Origin of the sequence: Lentzea alba (assembly GCF_011067745.1) — a bacterium.
Lineage (GTDB): Bacteria > Actinomycetota > Actinomycetes > Mycobacteriales > Pseudonocardiaceae > Lentzea > Lentzea alba.
In genome coordinates this window covers 527,323-553,224 of sequence record NZ_JAAMPJ010000005.1, presented here as the reverse complement: position 1 = coordinate 553,224, position 25,902 = coordinate 527,323, and the positions used below count along the sequence as shown (strand labels likewise).

Below are 25,902 nucleotides of genomic sequence, written 5' to 3'. Positions count from 1 at the left end.
TCGGTCGGCACGCGGGGACCTTTCGTGCGGTCAGGTGGTACGGAAGGTCCCCGCGTGCGCGAAAATGAGGCTGGTGGGGGCCATGTGAGTGAACGGGGTTGAGGGGAAGCGTGTCCGGCCAGATCGTCCGTCACGCCGGCCAGATCGAGGCCGTTCGTCTGCGGTTCGCCGCCGTGCACCGGGCCAGCGCGGTCGTGGTCGGTGACGAGACCGTCTACGGGCGGCTGTGCCGGTGGATCATCGAGACCGTTCTGGAGAAGCACGCCCGGCAGGACGAGCTGGTCGAGTACGTGGAGGACAACCTGCGCCTGATCGTGGCCGGGCTGTACGACCTCTACGGCGTCAAGCCGCCCGAACCCGACCCGGTGCGCGAGGCCGCCCTGCCCACGTTGATCGCACCGGTCGCGCAGACCGCCGGGCCGGCGATGGAGCTGATCGGGCCGCTGCGGGACGTCCTGGACGAGCTGACCGGCCGTCCGGACGTGATCACCGCACATGCCGTGACCTGGTACAACATCGCAATCGAGCTGCGGAACATGGCGAACGACCTCGCCGAGTTCCTCGACCACGACGTGCCCTGCTGGTCCGGGGCGGACGAGCACCTGCGGTTGATGGGCCACAACATCGAGGCGATCCGCGGGCTGAGCGCGGTGTCGGCGGCGTTCGCGGAGATCACCGAGAGCGTCGGGGTGCTGGTCGCGCAGACCCGGCGGCTCGTGCGGGAACTGGTGGTCAGCCTGGCCGTGGCGCCGACCGACGCGACGCTCTGGCGGCTGGCGTGCCGGATCGCGGTGTACGGGGTGGCGCTGAACGCCACCCTGACGCACCTGGAGAACCGGCTGGACGGTTAGGCCACCGCCCGGCGGGCGCGGCGGCGGGCGATCGTCGGCAGGAACCACATGTAGACACCGGTGCCCATCAGGACGAACAGCGGCAGCAGCGGCACGTACGACACCCAGATCACCGAGTTGTCCACGGTCAGCGCGACCGCCGTGAACACGACGGTGGCCATGAAGACCATGCTCACCAGGCGGTGGAACTTGCGGATCCCCTTGCTGCTGCTCATCTTCGTCCTCCCAGGTCGTTGTTGAGGACAACGTTAGGAGCGACGCTGGTCACCGGGCTTCTCGATTCCTGACCGGTTGCGTTGCTAGTAGGGTCGGGCGCCATGCAGTTCCAGTCCCCGGTGCTGGTGGGTCGGAGCGAGGAGATCTCAGCGCTGCGGGCCGCGGTGGCACGGGCCGAGCAACGTCGCGGTGGCGCGATGTTCCTGGTGGGGGAACCGGGAATCGGCAAGTCGCGGCTGGCGTCCGAGCTCGTCGGGCACGCCTCGCAGCGCGGGTTTCGCGTGCTCAGGGGACGAGCGAGCCGCGCGGTGCCGTTGCGGGCGCTGTGCGAGGCGGTGCTGTCGGCTTTTCGCAAGGTCGCCGCGCCGGACGAGAAGCAGCTCGGCGCGTATCTGCCCGTGCTGCTGCGGATGACCCCGGATGCACCCGCTGGTGTGCCGGATCCGGCGGTGGTCAGGGCCGAGGCGGTCCTGAGGTTGCTCACGGCCGAGAAAACCGTTGTGGTGCTTGAGGATCTGCACGAGGCGGACGGCGAGACGCTGGCCGTGGTGGACTACCTGCTCGACAACCTCGCGGACGAACCCGTGCTGCTCCTGGCCACGCTGCGGCCGCATCCCGATGGCGCGCAACGGCTCGCTGACTCGGCCGCGGCCCGCCGGGTCGCGGGTGTCCTGCGGCTCAACGGGTTGCGGGACACCGAGGTCGCGGAACTGGCCTGCCACTGCCTCGGCAAGCCCGTGCCGGCCGACGTGCTGACCGAGCTCGTCAGGATCTCCGACGGCGTGCCGTTCGTGGTGGAGGAACTGATCAACGGCGACCTGCGGGCGGTGCCGCCCACGGTCGCGGCGGCGACGTTGCAACGGGTGGACGCGCTCGGCCCCGAGTGCATCGCGCTGCTCGAAGCCGCCGCGATCTTCGGGCAGACCTTCCCGCTGGACGTCGTCGTGGCGCAGTGCCCGGACGCATTGCGGTTGTTGCAGGACGCCGAACGCGCACAGCTCGTCCATGGCCACAAGTTCCGGCACGCGCTGACCGCCGACGCGATCCGGGGCCGGATGACGCCGACCGCCCGCGCGGCGCTCGCCCGCACCGCCGCCGAAACCACGGAAGCGTTGCGCCCCAACGAACTGGAGCTCATCGCCGAGCTGTGGGAAGAGGCCGGTGACACGCGGAAGGCCGTCGGCAGCCTCGTCCAGGCGGGACGGCACGCCGCCGCGCTCGGCCGGTTCGGCACGGCGGTGGAGTTGCTCGAACGTGGACAAGCCCTGCACAACGGCGATCCAGACCTCGCGGCGGACCTGCTCGACGCGCTTGCGGCGGTGCTCCCGCTGGCCGCGGTCGTCGTGCCCGCGGACAACGGCGCACGGGCGTTCGCGCTGGGAGAACGACTCCAGCAGGCGCTGACCGCCGCGCACGCCACGGGCGAGCGAAGAGCCGTCGTCCGGCTGGCGCAGGCACGCGTCGCGGCCGTCGCGGGGCAGTGGGAACGCGGGCTCGACCTGCTCGAGACCGCCAAGGAGACCTGCGCGGCCGTCGACGTCGTCAAGGCGACGCTCCTGCTCGGGCTCAACCAGCTGGACCTGCTGCCGAAGGCCCGCGCCCTGGCCGAACGCGCAGCCGCGACCGGCACCCCGGAGATCGTCTGCGAAGCCCTCGAAGTGCTCACCCGGTGCACGCGGGGGCAGGACCTCGCCGAGGCGCGGCAGCACATCCAGCGCTGGCTGCAGGTCGCCGAACAGCACGGGCTCGCGGCGTGGCGGCTGCGGGCGTTGCTGGAACTGGGGATCACCGACAAGTACCTGACCGTCGGCGTCGACACCCTGCTGGCCGCCCGGCGCGCGGCGCTCGACACCGGCGCGATCGTCATCCTCATCGCCACCGACCTGCACCTGGGCGGAACTTGTCTGGTGCGCGGTGAGTACTCCGAAGCCGCGAGGTACGGCGCCAGCGCGGGTGAGGCCGCCGAGAAGCTGGGGCTGCACGCGTTGAAGTCGCTCGCCGTCGCCATCGAGGCGGGCATCGCGTCCATGCACGGCGACCGCAAGGCGACCGACCGGGCGCTGGCCCGGCTGCGCGACCACGGCGGCTCGGAGGAGATCTGGTCGTACAGCTCGGCGGTGTGCGCGCTGATGGAGGAGCGGTACGACCGCGCGCTGGCCGAGTTCGACGAGGTGGAGAAGGCCGTCACGGAACCGCGCATCCTCCGCGGCACCTTCTACCAGGGCCCGCGCCTGCTCGTCCGGGTCGCGCACGGGCTCGCGGACTGGCCGGAGCACGACCGGCTGGCGGAGTCGCACCTCGCCCAGGTCCGGATGCACCGGACCTACTTCGCCTGGAGCCGCGCGATCCTGCTCGGCCGCGACGGCCGCACCGCCGAGGCCGACCGAGCCGCGCGAGAGGCGCTGGAACTCAGCACCGGACTAGGCCTGCCGCGCTACCTCGGCCTGCGCCTGGCCGGTCCGCGAGCGCTGGCTGACGGCTGGGGCGAGCCGCTGGAGTGGTTGCGAGAGGCCGAAGAGCACTTCCACCAGCACGACGTGCCCGCCGTCGCCTCGGCGTGCCGGGCGGTGCTGCGCGAGGCGGGCGCGCCCCGGCAACGACGGCGGCGCGACCACGACACGGTGCCCGCCGAGCTGCGCAAGGCCGGTGTGACGGTGCGGGAGTACGAGGTGCTGCGGCTCGTCGTGGAACGGTTCGGCAACGCCGAGATCGCCGAGCGGCTGTTCCTGTCACCGCGCACGGTCGAACGCCACGTCGCGAGCCTCAAGGCCCGCACCGGCCAGACCTCCCGCGCCGCCCTCATCACCCACGCCCGTCCCTTGATTGGGGGCTCTCCCCGCATGTGAGCCGGCCCGGCGCGCGGAACACTCCTGGACCAACCGGCGGCGCTGGACTCGGTGGGGTGTTCAGCGCCGCCGTGACGCATCCCGGAAACTTTCTCCGCGCGCGATGTCGATCCCGGCATCTACCGTTCGACGCATTGATGACAAGCCAGTGCGAACTCCAAGGAGAAACCCGATGCGCACGCTGATCGCCACCGCGTTCGTCTCGCTCGACGGCGTCGTCGAAGCGCCCGGCGGCGAGCCCGGTCACCGCAGCTCCGGCTGGACGTTCAAGGACATCGAGTTCGACGAGGCCGCCTACGAGATCAAGGGCCGCGAGCAGGACGAGGCCGCGGCGATGATGATGGGCCGGGTCAGCTATGAGGCGTTCTCCCCGGTGTGGCCGACGCTCGACTACTTCCCGCGGTACAACGTGATGCCGAAGTACGTCGTGTCCAGCACGTTGAAGGAAGACCAGCTGGTCGACAACTGGGGCGACATCACCATCCTGCGGTCGCTGGACGACGTGGCCGCGCTGAAGGAGACCGAGGGCGGCCCGATCTCCATCCACGGCAGCGCGACGCTGAACCGCAACCTGTCCGACGCGGGCCTGATCGACCGCTACCACCTGCTGGTGTTCCCGGTGCTGCTCGGCGCGGGCAAGCGGCTGTTCAGCGACACCGACAAGGACAAGCAGCTGCTGAAGGTCGTCGAGAGCGAGTCGTACTCGAACGGGATCCAGAAGCTGGTCTACGACGTCGTGCGCTGACGCACGGCGGCGAGCGCGACGTACGTGAGCCGCCGCAGTTCTTCGAGGTCATCGCTGCCCTGGTCGAGCCAGGCGGCGGTGGCCGCGTCGAGGCACGCCAGCACGGTGGCCACGATCGCCTCGCCGACCAGGCCGGGTGGCGCGTCACCGATGCCGACCCGGCGTTCGACCTCCGGAGCCAGAACCTGTTGCCAGCGCAGGTGTTTCTCGAGATGCGCGGCACGCAGCGCGGGACTCGTCACCACCAGCCGACCGATCGCGATTCCGCGCTCAGGGCTCATCCTGGTGCTCAGCACCGACAACGCGTGCCCCAGCGCGTCCCAGATCGGTTCGTCGTCGGGGCGTTCGCGCAACGCGGCGAGGATCACCGGGCCCTGCTCGGCGAGATCACCGAAGACGATGTCCTCCTTCGTGCCGAAGTAGCGGAAGAAGGAGCGCCGCGAGATCCCGGCCGCGGCCACGACCTGGTCGACCGTCGTCTCCTCGAAACCCTGCTCCAGGAACAACGTCAGCGCGGCGTCCACGACCTCCTCCTGGACGCGGCGGCGCGTGCGGTCCCACAGGCGATCTGACACGCCCTCCACCTTAGTGCCACCTCGACTCTTGGCGTCCGTGCGGCATCTGATGCTAACTTGGCACTCGATGCCAAGGAGGCCTGGAAGTGACAATCGACTACCGGGGTGCCCGGATCCTGATCACCGGAGCCAGTGCCGGGATCGGCGCCCAGTTCGCCCGTGAACTCGCCCGCAGGGGCGCTGACCTGGTGCTGGTGGCTCGCCGGACGGAACGGCTGAAGGCGCTCGCCGCAGAACTGGAGGGCGTCGACGTCACCGTGCTGCCGTGCGACCTCACCGAACCCGGCGCGGTGGCCGGCCTCGCCACCGAGCTGCGAGCGCGCGGAATCACGCTGACCGGGTTGATCAACAATGCGGGGTTCGGCACCTACGGCCCGTTCGCTGGAGAGGACGCGGAACGGCTGCGCACCGAGATCGCGCTCGACATCTCCGCGGTCGTGGACCTGACCAGGACGTTCGTCGACGAGCTGGCCGGGTCCGGGCGTGGCGTGCTGATCAACGTGGCGAGCATGGCCGCGTACACGCCGGTGCCGAGGATGGCGGTCTACGCGGCGGCCAAGGCGTTCGTGCTGAGCTTCACCGAAGCGCTGTGGCACGAACACCGGCGAAGCGGCCTGCGGGTGCTCGCGCTCTCGCCGGGCGCGACGCAGACCGAGTTCTTCGACGTGGCGGGCCAGGAAGCGGCGTCCGGCGCGCGCATGCACACGCCGGAACTGGTGGTGCGGACGGCTTTGCGAACCCTGGATCGGCGCAACCCGCCGCCGAGCATCGCCGTCGGCCGGCTCAACCGGTTGATGGCGGGGATGACCCGGCTGGCGAGCAGGCGCCTGGCGGTCACCGCGATGGGCGCGCTGACAGCCGCCTGAGCAGGTCTCGGACCGTCCCGGTCAGCGGTGTTGCTGACCGGGACTTCGTCACGACGATCAATCGCCGGACTGGTTCAGCTCAAGCGATCCGGTCGAAGCGGCCGATCGGATAGACCCAGCCGCGAGTGAACTCGAGGCCCAGCTGGTGGTGGTACTGCTGACATGCGCTGGGCCGTGGCAGATCGGGGCAGAAGGTCACCGCGAGGGACGAATAGGTGTAGATGTCGTTCGGGTCGATCGGGTGGATCGTGTTCTGGACGGTGAACGCCACCGAAGCCAGTCGTACGTCCGGCTGCCCGGTGGGGGTGGGGTACGTCACGTTCGAGTCGGGCTCGTACACGTAGATGTGGTCGCTGAAGATGCACACCTGCGCCCCGAACCAGAAGGTGTACATGTGCTGCCCCTGGCCGGTTTCGTAGATGTGCTCCTCCACCTCCTCGCGATAGCAGGGAGTGTCGGGGGGAAAGATGCGGGGCGGACTGATCGGCCACGCATTGGTCGTGACGTTCGACGCGCTGGGCGACGAAGTGATTTTCAGGATCGACTTGGACGATGGTGCTGATGCCGACGCTGCCGGACTTGTGGCCATGATCGCGATCATGGCCATGAACAACCCGGCCAATACGCGCAGGTGCTTGAAGCGCAAGGACACTGGAACACCCTTTTGGTCGTCGGGAGTGCTGCCGAATCAGGCTCGCTCGGCGAACTGGACGCAGATTGGACCGAGACTGAACTCGTCCGCGCGTCACCCACGACCGCAGGATCTTCGGACTAGTGCTTGCGATCGGTGTGGCCCAACGACCGTTCCGGCGCCACCCGGTCGCGCACGAGCTGCTTGAGCACGGCGAGGTCCGGGAAGCCCTCCTGCTCCTTGCGCGACCACACGGTCTCGCCGTCGAGCCGAACGTCGAACACGCCCCCGGTGCCCGGGATCAGCGCGACCTCGCCCAGCTCGGTCGTGAACGTGGTCAGCAGCTCCTGCGCGGTCCACCCGGCGCGCAGCAACCACCGGCACTGGGTGCAGTACTCGATCTCCAGACGCGGCGTCCTCATACGTCGGTATGGTGCGGCATGCCCGCGCGGGTCGCGTCCTTGCCCCAGCTGGCGAGCAGTTGCAGCGCCTCGGCGGACGAGGAGCCGGGCTCGGCGTGGTACGTGCTCAGGAACAGGTCGGGCTCGCTGGGCATCCGGAGCGTCTCGTACTGCAGCGTCATCTCGCCCACGAGCGGGTGCCGCAGCACCTTCGTGCCGAAGCTCTTCTCCTTGACGTCGTGCTTGGCCCACAGCTGCCGGAACGGTTCGCTCTTCACCGACAGCTCGCCGATCAACGCGGCCAGATCGGGGTCGTTCGGGTAACACCCCGCGTCCATCCGCAGGAACGCGACGACGTCGGAGGCCTTGCTCTCCCAGTTGACGAAGAGCTCCTGGTAGGAGGGCTGCAGGAAGATGAACCGCGCCCAGTTCCGGTCGCGCGGTTCCAGTTCGCCCCAGTCACCGAACAGCGCCGCCGTCATCGGGTTCCACGCGAGGACGTCCGAGCGCCGCCCGCCGATGTACGCCGGCACACCGATGTTGTCGATCAGGTGCTGCAACGCCGGGCGCACCTGCCGCGTGGTTTTCTTCTTCTTGCCGCCGAGCGGGCAGCTCGTGAGGTTGCGCAGGTGCGTGCGCTCGGCTTCGTCGAGCTGCAACGCGTTGGCGATCGCGTGCAGCACCTCGTCCGAGACGTTGCGGCCGTGCCCCTGTTCGAGGCGCGTGTAGTACGCGACCGAGACGCCCGCGAGCTGCGCCAGTTCCTCGCGCCGCAGTCCCGGCACGCGGCGGGTCCTGCCGTAGCGGGGCAGGCCCACGTCGTCGGGGGACAGCCGCGCCCGGCGGCTGCGCAGGAACTCGCTCAGCTCGGTGCGCGGGTCGACGTCCATGCCTCCGAGTATCACCGGACCGGCCGCGACGTGCCTGCTACTGCCAGTGGTAGGCACGCCGGACGTACGAAGAACAGGTGTCTGGGTAGAGCCCTCGAACCGGAGCAGTGTCGTCACCGACACGCCAAAACGAGGAGAGATCTGATGAGCACCGTCGCTGCCTACGCCGCTCCCGCACCCAAGGCACCGCTGGAGCGCACCACCATCGAGCGTCGTGCGGTCGGCGCGCACGACGTCCTGATCGACATCAAGTTCGCCGGCATCTGCCACTCGGACATCCACCAGGTCAACGAGGGCTGGGGCGAGGGCATTTTCCCGATGGTCCCTGGTCACGAGATCGCCGGAGTGGTGGTCGAGGTCGGTTCCGAGGTGACGCGGCACGCCGTCGGCGACCGCGTCGGAGTCGGCTGCATGGTCGACTCGTGCCGGGAGTGCGACAACTGCCTGCGCGGCTTCGAGCAGTACTGCACCGGTGGCAGCACCATGACCTACAACGGCGTCGACCGCCGCGGGGACGTCACCTACGGCGGCTACTCGAAGTCGATCGTGGTCGACGAGAACTTCGTCGTGCGGATCCCGGACGGACTTCCGCTGGACGTGGCCGCGCCGCTGTTGTGCGCGGGCATCACCGTCTACTCGCCGCTCAAGCACTGGGGCGTCGCGCCGGGCAAGAAGGTCGCGGTCGTCGGCCTCGGTGGCCTCGGGCACATGGGCGTCAAGATCGCCGCCGCGCTCGGTGCCGAGGTGACCGTGCTGTCGCAGTCGTTGCGCAAGAAGGACGACGGCCTCAAGCTCGGCGCCCAGGACTACCGCGCCACCAGCGACCCCGCCACGTTCACCGAGCTGGCCGGGAAGTTCGACGTCATCCTGTCCACGGTGTCCGCGCCGCTGGACTTCAACGCCTACCTCGGCCTGGTGCGGACCGGCGGCGCGATCGTCAACGTCGGCGCGCCCGAGGAGCCGATCTCGCTGAACCTGTTCGGGCTGCTCGGCGGGGGCAAGACGCTCGCCGGTTCGATGATCGGCGGCATCGCGGAGACCCAGGAGATGCTGGACTTCTGCGCCGAGCACGGCCTGGGCGCGGAGATCGAGCTGATCGACGCCGACCAGGTCAACGTGGCGTACGACCGGGTGCTGTCGAGCGACGTGCGCTACCGGTTCGTGATCGACACCGCGACGATCTGACCTAGCCGGGCGGGCACGGCACGCCGGAATCGTGGGACTTGACGGCGCCCGCGATCACCGAGTCGAGCTGCCGGAGCGTGGCCTGGAGCTCCTCGATCTGCCGCACGACCGACGAACGGTGTCCCCGCAGTGTCGCCAGGACCTGCGGGGACGCCTCACCGGTGACCACGCACGGCAGCATCTCCAGGATCGACGCGCTGGAGATCCCGGCCGCGTAGAACTGTTGGATCAGGTGCACGCGACCGGCCGCGTTGTCGGGATAGTGCCGTTGGCCGCTCTCGCTGCGTTCGGACGCGAGGAGGCCCTGCTCTTCGTAGTAGCGCAACGCGCGCACGCTCACGCCGGTCTTCGTCGCCAGCTCGCCGATCCGCATGAGACCTCCGCCACAAAAGCTACCTCTGACGTCAATGTCAGGTTTCTAGCGTAGTGCTCATGCTTCTCAGCAGCTACCGACTCGGAAATCTGACCCTGCCGAACCGCCTGGTCATGGCGCCGATGACGCGCGCACGGGCCGTGGACGGCAAACCGATCGCGACGACCGCCACCTACTACGCCCAACGCGCCACCGCCGGGCTCATCGTCACGGAGGGCGTGCACCCGAACGAGCCGGGCCAGGCCGGTCCGTTCATGCCCGGCATCCACAACGCCGAGCAGGTCGCGGCGTGGCGGGTGGTCACGGATGCCGTGCACGCCAACGGCGGCCGGATCTTCGCCCAGCTCATGCACGGTGGCCGCATCGGCCACGTCGAGGTCGCCGGGCACCACCCCGTGGCGCCGTCGGCGATCGCGTCCACCAGCGAGGTGTTCACGCCGACGGGGATCAAGCCCGCGCCGGTGCCGGTGGCGCTGACCGCCTCGGGGGTGCGGGACCAGGTGCGGGCGTTCGGGGACGCGGCCCGGCTGGCGGTCGAAGCGGGGTTCGACGGGGTCGAGCTGCACGGCGCGAACGGTTACCTGATCCAGCAGTTCCTGTCCTCCAACGCGAACCAACGCGACGACGAGTACGGCGGCTCGGTCGCCGGACGCATCCGGTTCGCCGTCGAAGCGGTCGAAGCGGCGGTGGACGCCATCGGTGCGGACCGGGTCGGCATCCGGCTGTCGCCCGGCGGCCAGGTCCAGGACATCGTCGAGGACGACGTGCCCGCGCTCTACTCGGCGCTGCTGCGGGCGTTGCCGGACATCGCGTACATCCACGTGCTCGCGACCGCGGACGACGACGTGCTGATGGGGCTGCGCAAGGCGTGGCCGACGGCGTTCATCCTCAACCCCGGTGGCCAGATCGGGCCGCACGAGAGCACCCGCGAGCAGGGTGAACGCTGGCTCGCCAACGGCGCCGACCTGATCAGCTACGGCCGCGCCTACCTCGGCAATCCCGACCTCGTCGAACGGTTCCGCCTCGGGCTACCGCTCGTCAGCACGGACCGCGAGACCTGGTTCCAGACCGAGGCCGGCTACGTCGACCACCCCAGCTATCAGCACTGAAGCGCGCGCATCAGGTGGTCGACGAGCCGTTCGAGGTAGTCGGGTTCGATCTCCGCGCGGCGCACCGACAGTCGCCAGTAGACGGGCGCAGCGATCAGGTCGAGTGCGATCTCGACGTCGAAATACGCTGGTAGCTCACGACGTTCGACCGCGCGCCGCAACGCGATGGCGCCGAGTTCGCGGCGCGGTTCGCCGATGGTCGCCGCGATCGCCTCGGCCAGCGCGGGATTGCGGACGGCCTCGGCGGTGAGGTCCGGCAGGATCGTGCCGAACCGCGGGTGGCTCAACCAGTCGTGCACGGCCGTGACGGTGGCCAGCAGATCGCCGCGCAACGAGCCGGTGTCCGGGATTTCGGCCAGTGGCACGGAGAACTCCGCCAGCGCCGCGACCACCATGTCCTGTTTGGACGGCCAACGCCGGTAGAGCGCGCTCTTGCCGACCTCCGCGCGTTTGGCCACCGCCTCCATCGACAGCCGGCCGTAACCGTGCAGCGCGAGCTCGTCGAGCACGGCCTCGGTGATCGCGGACGTGACCTGAGGCTGCAGCACTGCGGCGCCGGTCGGGGTGCGCTTGGTCATGACGCACATCATAGGACTGGACGGGACGGTCCCGTCCCGCCTAACGTGGTGGACGGGACGGTACCGTCCCGTCCATTTCGTTGGGAGTTTTCATGGACCTCATCCCGAGGGCGTTGCAACTGCTGCTGGACAAGGACATGACCGGGTTCGCGGGACTGTGGGCCGAGGACGGCGTGATGGAGTTCCCGTTCGCCCCACCTGGCTACCCGTCGCGGCTGGAAGGGCGTGCGGCGATCGAGGACTACCTGCGCGACTACCCGAAGATGCTCGACGTCCAGGGCTTTCCCACGCAGGTCGTGCACCAGAGCACGAACCCGGACGTCGCGGTGGTCGAGTTCGACGCCGAGGGCGTGGTGGTCGCGACCGGCAAGCCGTACCGGTTCTCGTACATCGCGGTGATCACCGTCCGGAACGGCGAGATCGTGTCCTACCGCGACTACTGGAACCCGCTCTACGTGCAGGAGCTTTCGGCATGAGTGTGCTGGTCATCGGTGGTACCGGAACGACCGGCAGCCGGCTCGCGTCGTTGTTGCCCGACGCCCGCATCGGCACGCGGAAACCCGCGCAGGACAACCACGTCCGGTTCGACTGGGACGATCCGGCGACGTTTGAAGATGCTCTTCGCGGGATAGACGGGGTGTACCTGATCCCTCCGGTCGGGCAGGCTGATCCGGTTCCGGTGGTCGAGTCGTTCCTCGCTCGAGCGCGGCTCGTGCGGCGAGTGGTACTGCTGAGCTCGTCCGCGGTGCGGGAGAGCGCCACGGGGATGGGCGCTCTCCCCGCGCTGGTCAGGACCATGCCGGAGTGGACGGTGCTGCGGCCGTCGTGGTTCATGCAGAACTTCACCGGCGACCACGTGGTCGCGGCCGGGGTCCGCGCCGGCGAGATCGTCACGGCCACCGGCGACGGCAGGGTCGGGTTCGTCGACGCCGCGGACATCGCCGCAGTCGCCGCTCGTGCGCTCACGGACCTGTTGCCGCACAACACAGATCACCTGATCACCGGTCCGGAGGCGGTCAGCTACGCCGATGCCGCCGCGATCATCACCGAAGTCACCGGGCGCCCGGTCCGGCACCGTTCGGTCAGCACCGAGGAGATGACCGAACGGCTGGCCGCGTCGTTGCCCGCGGAGTTCGCCGCGATCCTCGCCGCGCTCGACGAGGACATCCGGGGCGGCGCGGAAGACCGGGTCAGCACGACCGTCGAGGACGTGACGGGCCGGCCGCCCCGATCGTTGCGCGAGTTCCTCAGCCGAACGTCCACCGCGTAGCGCCACCCGGTTCCACAGTGGCCACCGCGTGGGCCGTGGTCAGCGAGATCCGGTAGACGTACCAGGGAGCCGGGCCGGCGCTCGGCGCGGTGTAGGGCGCGGTGAACGCCGCACCCTCCCGTTCGGCGGGCCAGCCCGACTCGCGGTACCGCGTGGCGACCCGGTCCAAAGTGGACTCGTCGGTGATCCGGTGCGCGTCGCCCTCCAGCACGATGTCCATGCTGCTCAACCGCACCGACACCGTGCAGGCCGGGTTCGCCGCGAGGTTGCGCGACTTGCGGGTGCCCGGCCCGCTCACGAAGTACAGCGCGTCCTCGAACCAGACGGCGCCTATGCCCACCGAGTGCGGCCTGCCGTCCGGGCGCACGGTGCTGAGGAAGAACGGCACGTCCTTCGACGCGGACTCCCTGGCGAGCAGGTCCCGCGCCTGGCTCCACTGGAGGGCGGCGTTGCCGTACTGGTCGAGGTTGCGGGTCTCAATCGTCGTGTTCGTCATGCACCTGCGTCGAACGGGGATCCGCGTTTTCGACAGCTACCTCAGCGAGTTGCACGGAACGACGAAGAACCAGTCCTTCGGCTCGTGCTCCAGGCGCGCCTCCGCTGCCCCGGCCGAGCACTCCGCACGGGCCTTCGCGACGCTCTCGTCCCACGGCACGCCCTTCAGCACCGGCCCCTTCTCCTGCAGGTACCAGAAGATGCTGACGACGACGATCATCCCGATCAGGTACCGGCTGCCGCCCACCACCGCGCGTCCCCAGGTCACCCTCGGTGTCGCGTCGAGGCCCACGAAGATCGCGGTGAACAGGAACAGGCACGGCGCGATGCTGTAGCGCTGCGCGGCCATCACGACCTCGGGTGCCTGCACCTGCAGCACGTGGGTCCAGTTCAGCACCAGGCACGCCACGATGACGATCACGCTGTACGCGACCGCGGTCAGCGCCAGCGTCCAGCGCGGCCGGTCACCGAACCACAGGCCCGCCGCGATCGGCACCGCGGCGATCAGCAGCGTCACCAGGATCAGCGCGTTGCCCTGCGCCGGGTAGAAGTCGCTGACCCGCTCCGAGCCGGTGAACGCCACCACGGGCACCCGCAACAGGCTCGCCAGCAGCACCTGCACCGGGTCGACCTCGTCGTGCGAGTACGGCGTCCTGGTCGCGAAGATCATCGCGATCGCCTGCACGACCAGCCCGGCGAGGAACGCGATCGGCACCTCCTTGCGCGACTGGAAGAGCCGCACCAGCGCGATCGGCGCCAGGATGAAGACGAGCGGGCTCGACACGGCGGCGAGGAAGACGAACAACGCGATGGGCCAGCGCGGGGCGTTGCGCCACAACAACGCCCAGAACGCGCCGTAGAGCAGGAACCAGTGCAGGTTCGACATGTTGTTCAACGGCTCGGAGTTGCCCACCGGCAACACGATGACCAGCGCCGCCAGCGCGAACCGCAGCGGCGTCGACCTCAGGTACGCCTTGGAGCCCGCGAACGCGATCAACGCGATGAGCGCGCGCAGGACGGCGGCGGTGACCGCGAACCCGGCGGCGGCCCACTCGATCGGCAGCAGCGCGACCACTTCGGCGACCAGGCGCGGCAGCGTGTGCAGGTAGCCGCCGTAGGGCTCGACCAGGTTCTGCAGCATCGGGAACCGGACCGCGTCGACCATGAACCGGGCGCCGTCCTCGGCCCACAGGTGGTCGAGCCGGGCCCAGCCGGCGGGGATGAGCAGCAGGAACAGCATCGAGCCGAGGAACGCGAACGCCATGCCCAGCCAGGCCCGTTCGTGCCGAGGCTCGACCGGGAGCGGGATCACGCTCTCCGCGAGCGCCTTCGGTCGTTCCAACGTCGCCGTCACTGCAGATCCCCCAAGTCCCGGTTCACCGGGCACGGTACGGGGTCAGGCCAGCAGGCGTTCGTACTGGTCCCACTGCCCCTGGGTGACCACGGTGATCTCGGAGGAGTTCTGCTGGGCGACCTCGAGCGAGTGGATCACCAGCAGCTTGTTGTTCACCAGCAGCCCTGCCAGGCCGTTCGGGCCGAGCACCGCCGGCACGGACGCCGGGACGCGGACCGCGACCTGGAACGAGTCGACGATCTTCGGCCGCCAGCCGATCACGCCGCGGGCGTACTTCGCCGCCGCCGAGCCACGTTCGAACCGGATGACCTTGTCGTTGACGACGACGTCGGCCGTGCGTTCGGGGGAGGGCACCGAGAAGCCGTTGAGCACGCGCGCCTCCTCCGGCGTCGCGCAGCCGTTGAGTCCGAGCGCGTCGATGCCGAAGTGGCTGATGTTCGTGGGCGCTCCGGACCCTCCGTTGACGGTGGCGCGCAGCACGTCCAGCGCCACCTTGTCGCACGGTCCGCCGGGGTGGATCGGCGCGTGGCCCTCGGGCGTGCGCACCAGGCCGGGGCCCTCTTTCCAGGAACCGGAGATCACCACGGGGTCGTACGGGTGGCGGGTGAACTCCCTGTTCCAGAACGTGATGGTGGTGCCCTCGTCGGTTGAGTGGGCGATCGCGAACGTGGACGCGGCGTCGATCCACATCCAGTCCGCGCTGAACGCCTCGACCACGGACCGCGTGCGGGCCTCGTTGGTCTTCTGCACCGGCTTGAAGCCCTGCGGGCCGAGCGACTCGACACCCTTGGTGAACAGCGGGTCCTTCGAGCGCAGCACGTACTGGCCGGCGCCGTTGGTGGCTGCCGCGAACCCGGTGGTGTCGGTGAAGAGCAGGTAGACCCAGCCGTCCAGGTAGATGGCGGACTGCTGGCCGGCGCCGTAGGTGTTCTCGCGGATGATGTCGTTCGACGTGCCGAGGATCGCCTGGCCGTTGTTGGCCCGCGTCCAGCTGATGCCGTCCTTGCTGGTCGCGACGCCGACGGAGCTGCCGTTCGCGTGGTTGTCCCTGCTCGCGCCCGTGTAGTACAGGAAGTACGTGTCGCCGATCTTGATCAGCGACGGGTCGCACGTGTGCATGGCGTCGAAGCTGCCGCCGCTGCCGGAGAACACCGGTTGTGCCGTGGAGAACGGGCCGTCCGGGCTCGGGCCGTCGCTGTAGAGGATGTCGTCGCCGTTCGGCTGCGCGATGCCCATCTGGCTGCACCACCACGTGCGCACCTTGCCGCCGTCGAGCATCACGGCGGGCGCGTAGTTGTAGACCGCGTCCCCGACGCCGGCGACCACCGTACCGGGGCTCTGCCTGCCGTTTTCGACGGTGAGCTTGAGCTTGTCCCGCGGTGGCGGTGCCTTGGTCTCCACCGCGGCCGGCTGCGTGGGGGGCTTGCCCACCGGGTCGCCGGCCGCCTGGCTCGTGCACGCCGTGACCGCACCGAGAAGTGCAAGCGCAGCGAGCAGCGCAGCAGGGCGACGTTTCAGGGGCACCCGACCATCATAATGATCAACTCATCCGTACGGGTGAAGTCCTTGTTTGAATTCCAATTCATGTTTGGTCAATGGGGTTCACGTGTACAACGCCCTGGCCAGGCCGTCGATCACCGCGGCGGTCAGCGGTCCGAAGCTCAGCACCTGGTGGTCAGCCATGTCGACGATCCGGCGCTGTTGCCCGGCCGGCGTCTGCGCGACCCCCGGGATTGCGGTGACGCCCTCGACCCCGCCGACGGACTGGAGTCCTTTCGACGTCACGAGGATCACGTCCGGGGCGGCCTTCGACAACGCCTCGGGGCTGATCGATGCGGCACCACTCAACCCGGCCTCAGACGCCGCGTCGACCGCACCGGCGGCGGTGATCAGGTCGTCCGCGCCGGTGCCCTGCCCGAACAGCTGGTAGAGCCCGTACTGGCCGCGCACGTAGAGGAACACGACCCGCAGCTCCGAGCCGTCCGCGAGGCGGTGCGCGCCGATCTTGGCCTTCTCGATCTCCGAAGTCGTGCGGTGGGCGAGCTTCTCGCCTTCTCCCGGTACGCCGAGCGCGTCCGCGACCTGCTGGATCAGCGTGCCGACGTTGTTGACCGCACGCCTGGAATCCGTGACGACCACGGGGATGCCGGAGTTCCTGAGCTGCAGCACGACGTCCCACGGCCCGAGCGTGGTGTCGGTGAGCACGACGGACGGCCGCAGCGCGCGGATCGCCTCGGCGTCGAGCTGGTGACCGTTCGTGGTGATGAGCGGAAGCTTTGCGGCGGCGGGGAATCCGGTCGAGGTGTCGCGCCCGACCATCCGGCCGCCGAGTCCCAGACCGAACACCGTCGCGCCGAGCGTGCCGTACTGGTCGAACGCGAGAATCCGGTCGGCGCTGGTCACCGTGACCTCGGTGCCCTGCGCGTCGGTGACCGTCGTGGGCAGCTTCGGCTTGACGTCGTCGCTGATCGGGACGATGTCGGGTGCCGCCACCGTCGCGGTCGAGGGACCTGTCTTCTGCCTGGGGTCCTGGGGCTGGTCCGACGACGTTCTGGTCGGTTCGGGCGCGGTCCGGTCCACCGTGCCGGTACATCCCGTTGCCAGCACGAGCGTGAGCGCAGCCACCCAGGTTCTCACGCTTTGAACTTAGCCCTGATCGCCGTCGTTGTTAGCTGGTTGGCGGATGTTCGCGCACCGCGCACCGGCGGCGGAACCAGGCGAGGAACCTCGCCGGGTCGCCACCCTGCCGGACCACGGACACCGCGCCGGTCAGCGGGAACATCGCGGCGTGCGTGCGGGCGCGTTCGTAGAAGTCGGGGCGGACGCGCCGCACCAGGGGCCAGCCGTAGTTGGCGAATGCGGCCGCGTCGAGCGCGGGGTCGCCGGCGCAGGCGAAGTCCCAGTCGATGATCCCGGTGATCTTCCCGTTGTGCCAGCGGAGGTTCACCGGCGCGAGGTCGCCGTGTACGAAACCCTTCACCACCGGCAGATCCGCGAACCGTTGCAGGACTTCAGCGGCCTGCGTGCGTTCGTCGTGATCGAGCAGGGGGAAAACGAGTTCGATGACGTTCTCGGCGACCTGGCTGCCACCGGCGTGCTGCAGCGGTTCGTCAAGCAGGGCAACGAGTTCGTCGTCCAGCTCGACTGCCGCCAGTGCGTCGAGCACCTCCAGGACCGCCTCGTCGCTCGCGGTCTCCGAAGGCTCGCCGAGCAGGTACGAGATGATCACGTGTGCCTCGCCCAGCGGCAGATCCAGCCGATTCTCGATGACTTCCGGTACGGCGAAAGGCAAACCGAGCTGTCCGATGCGCTGGAGGGCCTGAGCGCGTCGACGTGCGCCGGCCAGATCCGCGCGCGGGAAGCGGGCCACCCACTTCCCGGGCTCGATCAGGGCGTCGTTGAACGTTTCGCCCACCAGTTCCACGCCCACCCCTGCTGTTTGATCAACTACCGAGGTAGCGCACGACGGCCATCACGCGGCGGCTCAGGCCGGACGAGCCGGCGAGGCCGAGCTTGTCGAAGATCGCGTTGATGTGCTTCTCGGCGGCGCTCTGCGAGATGTGCAACCGCGCTGAGATGCGGGCGTTCGTGAGGCCCTGCGCCATCAGCTCCAGGACGTCCTTCTCCCTCTTGGTCAGCGTTTCGAGCGGGTCGACGTGGGTCGTCCTGGTCAGCAGCCTGCGCACGACCTCCGGGTCGAACGCGGCACCGCCGGCCGCCACCCGGTCCAGCGCCTCCAGGAACTCGTCGACCTGGGCCACGCGGTCCTTGAGCAGGTAGCCGACCTTGCTGCCGCCGGTGATCAGTTCGGTGGCGTAGCGGTTCTCGACGTACTGGGAGAGCACGAGCACGGCGACCTCGGGGTGGTTCTGACGGATCGCGAGCGCGGCGCGCATGCCGTCGTCCTTGTGGTCCGGCGGCATCCGGACGTCGGTGACCACGATGTCCGGCAGGTGCTCCGCGGTGGCGTCGAGCAACTCCGGCGCCGTGCCGACGGCGGCCACCACGTCGTGGCCCTCCTCGGCCAGCAGGCGGATGAGGCCCTCGCGCAGCAGCGTCGAGTCCTCGGCCAGGATCACGCGCACGGCACCCTCGCGCAGATCGTGGTGGGACCGCCCTGCGGGCTGATCACTTCGAAGCCACCGTCCACCGCCTTGACCCTCCTCGCGAGCCCGGACAGCCCGCTGCCGCTCGGGTCGGCGCCACCGACGCCGTCGTCCCTGACCACCACCACGATGTCCTGCTGGCTCTGCCACACCGAGATTTCGACGACCGACGGCGAGGCGTGCTTGGCCGCGTTGGTGACGGCCTCGGACACCACGAAGTAGATCACCGTCTCCAGCGCGGTGCCGGGCGACTCCCGCAGTTCGTTGCTGATCTCGACGCGCACGCTCGACCGCTCCGCCAGCACCTCCAGCGCGGTGTCCAGGCCGGAGTCGTCGAGCACGGCCGGGTAGACCCGCGTCGCGACCTCGCGCAGTTCGTCGATGGCCTCGCCCGCGGTGTCGTGCGCCTGGCGCAGCAGCTGCTGGAGCTGCTCGTCGTTCTTCGTCCTGCGCGCCCGCCCGATCAACATCCCGAGCGCGACGAGCCGCTGCTGAACCCCGTCGTGCAGGTCCCGCTCGATCCGGCGGCGCTCGTCGTCAATCGCCTCGATCACCTCGGCCCGCGTGCTGGTGAGCTCCGCGACCCGTTGGCGCAGCAGCGTTTGCTGGCTGGTCCCGAGCATCGTGGTGGCGAGCCACTGGTCGAGCTTCGCCACCCCGGTGATCCCGGCCAGCGTGACGAAGATGAGCAGCGTGCCCGGCACCGTCGCCACCAGGATCAGCTGCGTGTCGACCACGTCGCCGTCCTTGACCAGCCCCCACGTGCCGTCGAAGAGCCACGCCGTGATCATCGACAGCGCCGTGGCGAGGTACAGCATCAACATCAGGATCACCCCGACGCCCATGCCGCCCACCAGCCACCGCACCCCGAGGTACCGCTGGCACCGCCGCGGCGTGAGCGGATCGGCGTGCGCCGCCTCGCCGTACCGCGCGATCCGGAGGAGTTCGAGCTCGGTCATCTTGACCACGCCGACGCCCAGCACCGCCGCCAACAGGTCAGGCAGGGCGGTCCACGCCCCCATCAACACGCCGTAGAACGTCCGGAACCACCCACGCACCAGCGATCCCGCGCTGAGCCGCTCGTCCTGATGCACGTTCGCCACCGTACTGGCCCTGCTCAGCCCCGGCATTGCGGTTTCCCACAGTATTCCCCTGCGGTTTCCCACCCCAATTCTCAACGGTCGACCTCATGGCGCCCACCCCCACCACTTCCTAGCGTTGACCCCAACCAAACCCACCACTGCAAAGGGGAAATCAATGCTGGCTGAATGGGCCGTGCGCGTAATGGAAACGCTGGGAGGCTTCGGCGCGGCCGTGATCGTGGGCCTGGACAACCTGTTCCCGCCGATCCCGAGCGAGCTGGTGCTGCCCCTGGCAGGCTTCTCCGCGAGCAAGGGCGTGTTCAGCCTGCCCGCGGCCCTGTTCTGGACCACCCTGGGCTCCGTGGCCGGCGCCGTGATCGTCTACCTGGCGGGCATGCTCCTGGGCCGTGACCGCACCCGCCGCCTGGTGTCCCGCATCCCCCTGGTCAACGTCGCCGACTTCGACAAAACCGAAGCCTGGTTCACCCGCCACGGCACCAAAGCCGTGTTCTTCGGCCGAATGGTGCCGCTGTTCCGCAGCTTCATCTCCCTGCCTGCGGGCGTGGAACGCATGAACTTCCCGCAATTCCTGGCACTCACCACCCTGGGCAGCCTGATCTGGAACACTGTGTTCGTAGGCGCCGGCTACCTGCTCGGCGAGAACTGGCACCGCGTCGAGGCCTACGCCGGCATCTTCCAAAAGCTCGTGCTGGCCGCCGTGGCCATCGCACTCGTCCTGTTCGTGGTAACGCGCCTGCGCCAGCGCTCGAAGGGCGACCCCGAGGCCACCGCCGTGTTACCGCGCATCAACCGATGACGCTGCCGCGCAACACAATCAGGCTCGGTCACGTCAGCGTCGCAGACCGGGAACCCTGCCAGCGGAACGCGGGCGTCGGGCTGGTTGCGCTCTCATGGTGTTGGTGAGGGAAGTTGGTAGTAGCTGGCGTGATCAGCAAACGCTTGCGTCGGCAGTTTTCTACTACCATCTCGCCATCAGCGCGGAGGCCACGGAGGCCACGGGGTTTCGGACATGACTTCTGGCCTGTTGCTTACTCAGAGACGAATCCGTCTCAGCGAACGACGTTGCCGCGCAACGCAATCCGGCGCGGCCGTATCAGCACCGGCTGTCCGAAGTGGACCCAGGAGGCGGAACTGTGCCCGAGAGCGTCACCCCGTCGAAACGACGGTACCCCAGGCCGGGGGAGTGGCCTGGGGTACCGGAGTGGGGCTGGATCAGACGTCGTAGCGGTCCGCGTTCATGACCTTGTTCCAGGCCTGGACGAAGTCCACGACGAACTTCTCGGACGCGTCGTCACTCGCGTAGACCTCGGCGACGGCGCGCAGCTCCGAGTTCGAGCCGAACACCAGGTCGTTGCGCGTGGCGGTCCAGCGGACGGCACCGGTGGCGCGGTCGCGGCCCTCGAAGTTCTCCTGGTCGTCGGTGACCGACTTCCACTCCGTCTCCATGTCGAGCAGGTTGACGAAGAAGTCGTTGGTCAGCGTCTCGGGCTTGGCGGTGAGCACGCCCGCGGTCGAACCGCCGTGGTTGGCGCCCAGCACGCGCAGGCCGCCGACCAGCACGGTCATCTCCGGGGCGGAGAGGCCGAGCAGGTTCGCCCTGTCGATCAGCAGGTACTCCGACGGCAGGCGGGTGGCCTTGTTGCCGAAGTTGCGGAAGCCGTCGACGACGGGCTCCAGGACCGCGAACGACTCCGCGTCGGTCTGCTCCTGGGTGGCGTCGGCGCGGCCCGCGAGGAACGGCACCTCGACGGAGTGACCGGCGGACTTGGCGGCCTGCTCGATCGCCGCGGCGCCGCCGAGGACGATCAGGTCGGCCAGCGAGACCTTCTTGCCGCCGGTCTGCGCGCTGTTGAAGGCTTCCTGCACGCCTTCGAGGACGCGCAGCACCTGGGCGAGCTGGTCGGGCTCGTTGACCTCCCAGCCGCGCTGCGGCTCCAGGCGGATGCGGGCACCGTTCGCGCCGCCGCGCTTGTCGCTCTGGCGGAACGACGAGGCCGAGGCCCACGCGGTCTTGACCAGCTGCGAGATCGAGAGACCCGACTCGAGGATCTTGGCCTTGAGCGCGGCCACGTCGTCAGCCGAGACGAGCTCGTGGTCGACGACCGGCAGACGGTCCTGCCAGATCAGCTCCTCCTGCGGCACCTGCGGGCCGAGGTAGCGCTGGATCGGGCCCATGTCGCGGTGGGTCAGCTTGAACCACGCGCGGGAGAAGGCGTCCGCGAACGCCTCGTGGCTCTCCGCGAACTTGCGCGAGATCGGCTCGTAGATCGGGTCGAACCGCAGCGCGAGGTCCGTGGTCAGCATCATCGGCGTGCGGTTGAGCGTGCCGTCCTCGGGGTCCGGCACGGTGTTGGCGCCCGCGCCGTCCTTCGGCTTCCACTGGTGCGCGCCGGCCGGGGACTTGGTGAGCTCCCACTCGAACGCGAACAGGTTCTGGAAGAACAGGTTCGTCCACTTGGTGGGCTGCTGGGTCCAGGTCACCTCGAGGCCGGAGGTGATCGCGTCACGGCCCTTACCGCTGCCGTGCGTGCTGATCCAGCCGAAGCCCTGCGCGTCCATCAGCGAGCCCTCGGGCTCGACGCCGACCAGCGACGGGTCGCCGGCACCGTGCGCCTTGCCGAAGGTGTGGCCACCGGCGATGAGGGCGACGGTCTCCTCGTCGTTCATGCCCATGCGGCCGAACGTCTCGCGGATGTCGCGGGCGGCGGCCAGCGGGTCCGGGTTGCCGTTCGGGCCCTCGGGGTTGACGTAGATCAGACCCATCTGCACCGCGGCCAGCGGGGACTCGAGGTCGCGCTCACCGCTGTAGCGCGCGTCGCCACCGAGCCACTCGGTCTCCGGGCCCCAGTACACGTCCTCGTCCGGCTCCCACACGTCCGCGCGGCCACCGGCGAAGCCGAAGGTCTCGAAGCCCATGGTCTCCAGCGCGCGGTTGCCCGTGAAGATCATGAGGTCGGCCCAGGAGACCTTGCGGCCCCACTTCTTCTTGACCGGCCACAGCAGGCGGCGGGCCTTGTCGAGGTTGCCGTTGTCCGGCCAGCTGTTCAGCGGAGCGAAGCGCTGCATGCCCGCGCCGGCGCCACCGCGGCCGTCGTGGGTGCGGTACGTGCCCGCGCTGTGCCACGCCATGCGGATCATGAACGGGCCGTAGTGGCCGAAGTCCGCGGGCCACCAGTCCTTCGACTCGGTCAGCACGGCGTCGACGTCGCGCGCCAGCTCGTCGAGGTCGACGGTCAGGAATTCCTTGCCGTAGTCGAACTCACCGCCCATGGGGTTGGCCTGGACGGGGTGCTTGCGGAGGATCCGGAGGTTGAGCTGGTTGGGCCACCAGTCGCGGTTGCTGCCGCCCTCGCTGGGGTGGCTGCGTCGGCTGTGGGCGACCGGGCACTCACCCTGCGACTCGCTCACCTTGGCGTCAGTGCTGTCGGACACGGGAATCCTTCCGGGTGTTCAGGAACTTTTCGCGGCGGTCGTGCACTCGGGGCAGGTGCCCCAGTAGATGACCTCGGCCTCGTCGATGACGAACCCGTGGTCGTCGGATGCGTCCAGGCACGGTGCGGCGCCGACTGCGCAGTCGACGTCCGCGATGGCACCACAGGAACGGCACACGACGTGGTGGTGGTTGTCCCCGACGCGAGCCTCATAACGCGCGACCGAGCCCTGGGGCTCGATGCGTCGCAACAGGCCGGCTCCGGTCAACGCCCGGAGCACGTCGTACACGGCCTGATGGGAGACCGCGCCGAGGTTCTGACGCACGACACCGATGATCGAGTCCGTGTCGGCGTGCGGATGGCCGTGCACCGCGGACAGCACAGCCATCCGCGGAGCCGTCACCCGAAGTGACGCTCCACGCAACATGCGCTCGAAGTCAGAAGCCGTGGGCACGGGACTCACCATGCCGTCTTTTCTGGAGTGAGTCAAGTTAACGAACGATGCAAATCACTCGACCGTGTCATCGCCGCACGACAGACACGTCAGACACGGCGGTCACGGCGTCGGCCAGCCGCCGCACGCCCTCGGCGAGCACGTGCTCAGGTGCGCCGCCGTAGGTCAAACGAAGAAAACTGCCCGGCGGTTCAGCGGCGAACCAGGGCCGTCCCGGGGACACCACCACGTCACGCGCCGCGGCGGCCGTCGTCAGCTCCAGGTCGTCGACGCCGTCCGGCAACGTCACCCACAGGTGCAGGCCCCCGGACGACCGCGCGATCCCGAACTCCGGCAGGTGCTCGCGGATCGCGCGCGACAGAGCGTCGCGCCTGGACCTCAAGGACTGCTGGAGCATGCGCAGATGCCGGCGCCAGACCGGGGACGTCACGAAGTCGATCGCGGCCTCCTGCAACGGCCCCGCGACGTACAGGTCCTGCCGCGACCTGGTGTTCTTCAGCCGGGTGCCGGCCGGTCCGCGAGCCCCGATCACGGCGACGCGCAGCCCCGGCGCGGCGACCTTGGTCAGCGAGCGCACGTAGACGACGTGACCGTCGTAGTCCTGTGAGGCGAGCGTCGGCGGCGCGGTGCCATCGATCGTGAAGCCGCGCGCCCAGTCGTCCTCGACCAGGAACGCGCCGAAGCTGCGGATGATCCGCATGACTTCCGGCCGTCGTTCGTCGGACAGCACCGCGCCGTGCGGGTTCGCGTGCAACGGCTGGCAGTAGAAGAGCTTCGAGCCGGTCCGCTCGAACGCGGCCTGGAGCAGGTCCGGCCGCACGCCGTCCTGATCCGCCGGCACCGGCACGACCTTGAGACCGGCGTCGTGCGCGGCCGCGATCGCGCCGAGGTAGGTGGGCGACTCGACGAGCACCGTGTCGCCGCGGCCACCGAGCCCGCGGAACACCGTCGCGAGCGCTTCCTGCGCGCCCGCGCACACCGTCATGTCGCCGGCCCTGAGCTCGCCGCCCGCCTCCTTCGCGAACCACGCGCGCAGCTCTTCCTTGCCCTCGACCGGCACGCGTCCCCACGACGCGGGCCGCCGGGCCGCCCGGCTCAACGCGGCGCCGAGTGCATCCGCGGGCTGCAGGTCGGGGTCGAGGTAGCCGCTGGACAACGGGATGACCTCGGGTTTCGGCACCGCGAGGAGGTTCGCCACGAGCTCCTCGCCCGGCCTGCCCTCGCCGAGCGCGACGGCCTGCCACGACAGGTCGTGGCTGGTGGCGGGCGTGTGCTGGGCGACGTAGCTGCCCCGGCCGGGCCGCACCTCGACGAGACCCTCGGCCGCCACGCGCTGGATCGCCTGCTGCACCGTCGCGGGCGAGGCCCGGTGCCGCGCCATCAGCTCACGCACCGACGGCATGCGGTCGCCCGCCCGCCCGGCGAGTGCCGCAGCTCTCAGATCCTCGATAACGCGGACGGCTGCGTTATCATCATTCATGAGAGCCAAGAGTAACGTTATCCTGCCCGCAGGGGTAACACTCGGCGCGCTGGGCGTGCTGGGTTTCAGCTTCTCCCTCCCGGCAACGCGCTTGGCAGTGGCCGGTCTCGACCCGTGGTTCGTCGCGTTCGGACGCGCGGCCGTCGCCGGCGTCCTGGCGATCGCCTACCTCGCGTTATCACGTGCACCCCGCCCCTCGGTAACGCAGGTGCGCCGTCTGGTCATCGTCGCCGTGGGCATCGTGATCGGCTTCCCGCTCTTCACCTCCCTGGCCCTCACCACCCAGACCTCGGCCCACGGCGCCGTGGTGATCGCCGTGCTGCCCATGTGCACGGCGATCTGGGCGGTCCTGCGCGCCGGCGAACGCCCGCCCGCCGCCTTCTGGCTCTCCAGCGGCGCCGGCCTGCTGGCGGTGCTGGCCTTCGTGGCCACCGGCGGCGGCTTCTCCGGCTCGCTCGGCACCGCAGACGTCTACCTGCTGATCGCGGTCGTCCTGTGCGGCCTGGGCTACGCCGAAGGCGGCGCGCTCTCCCGCGAACTGGGCGGCGCGCGAACGGTCTGCTGGGCGTTGGTCGTCTCACTGCCGGTGACGATCCCGATTTCCTGCTACACAGCGGACTTCTCGCGCGCCACGCCCGTCGTGTGGCTCAGTTTCGGCTACGTGGCCCTGATCTCGATGTTCCTGGGCTTCTTCGCCTGGTACGCGGGCCTGGCCGCGGGCGGCGTGGCCAAGATCGGCCAGATCCAGCTGGCCCAACCGGTCCTGACCCTCATGTGGTCGGCCGTGGTGCTGGGCGAACAGGTCGGCTGGCCCGCCCTCGCCACCGCGGCGGTCGTGGTCGTGTGCGTCGTGTTGACCCAACGCAGCCGTGTCACACCGACGGCGGTCGCCGCGGGTCAACCAGTTCGCTGATCCTGCCGTCGATCTCGCGCACCTCGGCCG

Annotated in this window: 27 protein-coding genes; 10 read left to right on the top strand and 17 right to left on the bottom strand. The window is 69.4% G+C overall.

Annotation, left to right across the window (positions count from 1 at the left end):
- Nucleotides 1-110: 110 nt before the first annotated feature.
- Nucleotides 111-851, top strand: coding sequence for a hypothetical protein (locus G7043_RS21730; protein WP_166048065.1), 741 nt, complete (start codon nt 111-113; stop codon nt 849-851).
- On the opposite strand, the gene G7043_RS21725 is transcribed toward G7043_RS21730, so the two are convergent.
- Nucleotides 848-1,066: a hypothetical protein gene (locus G7043_RS21725; protein ID WP_166048063.1), complete on the bottom strand. Its 219-nt coding sequence runs from the start codon at nt 1,064-1,066 to the stop codon at nt 848-850. The genes G7043_RS21730 and G7043_RS21725 overlap by 4 nt on opposite strands.
- A 102-nt stretch (nt 1,067-1,168) precedes the next feature.
- On the opposite strand from G7043_RS21725, the gene G7043_RS21720 reads away from it, so the two are divergent.
- Together G7043_RS21720 and G7043_RS21715 are read left to right on the top strand one after the other, a co-directional pair.
- A complete protein-coding gene (locus G7043_RS21720; RefSeq protein ID WP_166048061.1) occupies nt 1,169-3,913 on the top strand; it encodes an ATP-binding protein in 2,745 nt (914 codons plus the stop codon).
- A 172-nt stretch (nt 3,914-4,085) separates the two neighbouring features.
- Nucleotides 4,086-4,658: a dihydrofolate reductase family protein gene (locus tag G7043_RS21715; protein WP_166048059.1), complete on the top strand. Its 573-nt coding sequence runs from the start codon at nt 4,086-4,088 to the stop codon at nt 4,656-4,658.
- On the opposite strand, the gene G7043_RS21710 is transcribed toward G7043_RS21715, so the two are convergent.
- The gene (locus tag G7043_RS21710) at nt 4,640-5,233 is read right to left on the bottom strand and encodes a TetR/AcrR family transcriptional regulator (RefSeq protein WP_207311458.1); all 594 of its coding nucleotides are present in this window, start codon (nt 5,231-5,233) and stop codon (nt 4,640-4,642) included. The genes G7043_RS21715 and G7043_RS21710 overlap by 19 nt on opposite strands.
- 86 nt (nt 5,234-5,319) lie before the next feature.
- On the opposite strand from G7043_RS21710, the gene G7043_RS21705 reads away from it, so the two are divergent.
- Nucleotides 5,320-6,099 (top strand): SDR family NAD(P)-dependent oxidoreductase, encoded by a 780-nt coding sequence (locus tag G7043_RS21705; protein ID WP_166048055.1) that lies wholly within the window; start codon nt 5,320-5,322, stop codon nt 6,097-6,099.
- Nucleotides 6,100-6,178: 79 nt separating this feature from the next.
- Here the strand turns inward: G7043_RS21705 and G7043_RS21700 are convergent, their stop codons facing one another.
- From G7043_RS21700 to G7043_RS21690, 3 genes are all read right to left on the bottom strand, one after another.
- Nucleotides 6,179-6,706 carry a hypothetical protein gene (locus tag G7043_RS21700; RefSeq protein WP_166048053.1) on the bottom strand — a complete coding sequence of 176 codons (528 nt, stop codon included), beginning with the start codon at nt 6,704-6,706 and terminating at the stop codon, nt 6,179-6,181.
- A 164-nt stretch (nt 6,707-6,870) separates the two neighbouring features.
- Complete coding sequence (locus G7043_RS21695) at nt 6,871-7,152, bottom strand: SelT/SelW/SelH family protein (RefSeq protein WP_086663518.1); 282 nt, start codon at nt 7,150-7,152, stop codon at nt 6,871-6,873.
- The gene (locus tag G7043_RS21690) at nt 7,149-8,021 is read right to left on the bottom strand and encodes a helix-turn-helix transcriptional regulator (protein WP_166048051.1); all 873 of its coding nucleotides are present in this window, start codon (nt 8,019-8,021) and stop codon (nt 7,149-7,151) included. The genes G7043_RS21695 and G7043_RS21690 overlap by 4 nt, the downstream gene beginning before the upstream one ends.
- A gap of 144 nt (nt 8,022-8,165) precedes the next feature.
- Here G7043_RS21690 and G7043_RS21685 point away from each other — a divergent pair, with 144 nt between their 5' ends.
- Nucleotides 8,166-9,206 carry an NAD(P)-dependent alcohol dehydrogenase gene (locus G7043_RS21685; protein WP_166048049.1) on the top strand — a complete coding sequence of 347 codons (1,041 nt, stop codon included), beginning with the start codon at nt 8,166-8,168 and terminating at the stop codon, nt 9,204-9,206.
- A gap of 1 nt (nt 9,207) precedes the next feature.
- Here the strand turns inward: G7043_RS21685 and G7043_RS21680 are convergent, their stop codons facing one another.
- Nucleotides 9,208-9,579, bottom strand: coding sequence for a MerR family transcriptional regulator (locus tag G7043_RS21680; RefSeq protein WP_166048047.1), 372 nt, complete (start codon nt 9,577-9,579; stop codon nt 9,208-9,210).
- A gap of 59 nt (nt 9,580-9,638) precedes the next feature.
- On the opposite strand from G7043_RS21680, the gene G7043_RS21675 reads away from it, so the two are divergent.
- The gene (locus tag G7043_RS21675; protein WP_166048045.1) at nt 9,639-10,688 is read left to right on the top strand and encodes an alkene reductase; all 1,050 of its coding nucleotides are present in this window, start codon (nt 9,639-9,641) and stop codon (nt 10,686-10,688) included.
- On the opposite strand, the gene G7043_RS21670 is transcribed toward G7043_RS21675, so the two are convergent.
- Nucleotides 10,679-11,266, bottom strand: a complete 588-nt coding sequence (locus G7043_RS21670) for a TetR/AcrR family transcriptional regulator (protein WP_242642475.1) — start codon at nt 11,264-11,266, stop codon at nt 10,679-10,681. The genes G7043_RS21675 and G7043_RS21670 overlap by 10 nt on opposite strands.
- Nucleotides 11,267-11,358: 92 nt before the next feature.
- Between G7043_RS21670 and G7043_RS21665 the strand changes: the two genes are divergently transcribed.
- The gene (locus tag G7043_RS21665) at nt 11,359-11,742 is read left to right on the top strand and encodes a nuclear transport factor 2 family protein (protein WP_166048042.1); all 384 of its coding nucleotides are present in this window, start codon (nt 11,359-11,361) and stop codon (nt 11,740-11,742) included.
- On the top strand, nt 11,739-12,536 hold the full coding sequence (locus G7043_RS21660) for an ergot alkaloid biosynthesis protein (protein WP_166048040.1): 798 nt from the start codon (nt 11,739-11,741) through the stop codon (nt 12,534-12,536). Before G7043_RS21665 ends, G7043_RS21660 begins: the two co-directional genes overlap by 4 nt.
- On the opposite strand, the gene G7043_RS21655 is transcribed toward G7043_RS21660, so the two are convergent.
- The 7 genes from G7043_RS21655 to G7043_RS21625 all read right to left on the bottom strand — a co-directional run bounded on the left by G7043_RS21655 (nt 12,514) and on the right by G7043_RS21625 (nt 19,585).
- Nucleotides 12,514-13,032 carry a pyridoxamine 5'-phosphate oxidase family protein gene (locus G7043_RS21655; RefSeq protein ID WP_166048038.1) on the bottom strand — a complete coding sequence of 173 codons (519 nt, stop codon included), beginning with the start codon at nt 13,030-13,032 and terminating at the stop codon, nt 12,514-12,516. The two genes, G7043_RS21660 and G7043_RS21655, sit on opposite strands and share 23 nt — an antisense overlap.
- Before the next feature lie 36 nt (nt 13,033-13,068).
- Nucleotides 13,069-14,385 (bottom strand): hypothetical protein, encoded by a 1,317-nt coding sequence (locus tag G7043_RS21650; protein ID WP_166048036.1) that lies wholly within the window; start codon nt 14,383-14,385, stop codon nt 13,069-13,071.
- 42 nt (nt 14,386-14,427) lie between these two features.
- On the bottom strand, nt 14,428-15,909 hold the full coding sequence (locus G7043_RS21645) for a beta-xylosidase (RefSeq protein WP_166048034.1): 1,482 nt from the start codon (nt 15,907-15,909) through the stop codon (nt 14,428-14,430).
- Nucleotides 15,910-15,987: 78 nt separating this feature from the next.
- On the bottom strand, nt 15,988-17,022 hold the full coding sequence (locus tag G7043_RS21640; protein WP_166048032.1) for a heme/hemin ABC transporter substrate-binding protein: 1,035 nt from the start codon (nt 17,020-17,022) through the stop codon (nt 15,988-15,990).
- A gap of 31 nt (nt 17,023-17,053) precedes the next feature.
- Nucleotides 17,054-17,809: a phosphotransferase gene (locus G7043_RS21635; RefSeq protein ID WP_166048030.1), complete on the bottom strand. Its 756-nt coding sequence runs from the start codon at nt 17,807-17,809 to the stop codon at nt 17,054-17,056.
- A 19-nt stretch (nt 17,810-17,828) separates the two neighbouring features.
- Nucleotides 17,829-18,470: a response regulator transcription factor gene (locus G7043_RS21630; protein WP_166048028.1), complete on the bottom strand. Its 642-nt coding sequence runs from the start codon at nt 18,468-18,470 to the stop codon at nt 17,829-17,831.
- Nucleotides 18,461-19,585 (bottom strand): sensor histidine kinase, encoded by a 1,125-nt coding sequence (locus G7043_RS21625; RefSeq protein WP_313888009.1) that lies wholly within the window; start codon nt 19,583-19,585, stop codon nt 18,461-18,463. Before G7043_RS21625 ends, G7043_RS21630 begins: the two co-directional genes overlap by 10 nt.
- A 163-nt stretch (nt 19,586-19,748) precedes the next feature.
- Between G7043_RS21625 and G7043_RS21620 the strand changes: the two genes are divergently transcribed.
- A complete protein-coding gene (locus G7043_RS21620; RefSeq protein ID WP_166048024.1) occupies nt 19,749-20,390 on the top strand; it encodes a DedA family protein in 642 nt (213 codons plus the stop codon).
- A 416-nt stretch (nt 20,391-20,806) separates the two neighbouring features.
- Here the strand turns inward: G7043_RS21620 and katG are convergent, their stop codons facing one another.
- The 3 genes from katG to G7043_RS21605 all read right to left on the bottom strand — a co-directional run bounded on the left by katG (nt 20,807) and on the right by G7043_RS21605 (nt 24,959).
- Nucleotides 20,807-23,026 (bottom strand): catalase/peroxidase HPI, encoded by a 2,220-nt coding sequence (katG, locus tag G7043_RS21615; RefSeq protein WP_166048022.1) that lies wholly within the window; start codon nt 23,024-23,026, stop codon nt 20,807-20,809.
- A gap of 18 nt (nt 23,027-23,044) precedes the next feature.
- The gene (locus tag G7043_RS21610; RefSeq protein ID WP_166048020.1) at nt 23,045-23,479 is read right to left on the bottom strand and encodes a Fur family transcriptional regulator; all 435 of its coding nucleotides are present in this window, start codon (nt 23,477-23,479) and stop codon (nt 23,045-23,047) included.
- 67 nt (nt 23,480-23,546) lie between these two features.
- Nucleotides 23,547-24,959, bottom strand: a complete 1,413-nt coding sequence (locus tag G7043_RS21605; RefSeq protein ID WP_166048018.1) for an aminotransferase-like domain-containing protein — start codon at nt 24,957-24,959, stop codon at nt 23,547-23,549.
- Between G7043_RS21605 and G7043_RS21600 the strand changes: the two genes are divergently transcribed.
- Nucleotides 24,958-25,872, top strand: a complete 915-nt coding sequence (locus tag G7043_RS21600) for a DMT family transporter (RefSeq protein WP_207311455.1) — start codon at nt 24,958-24,960, stop codon at nt 25,870-25,872. The genes G7043_RS21605 and G7043_RS21600 overlap by 2 nt on opposite strands.
- The last annotated feature ends 30 nt before the right edge of the window (nt 25,873-25,902 follow it).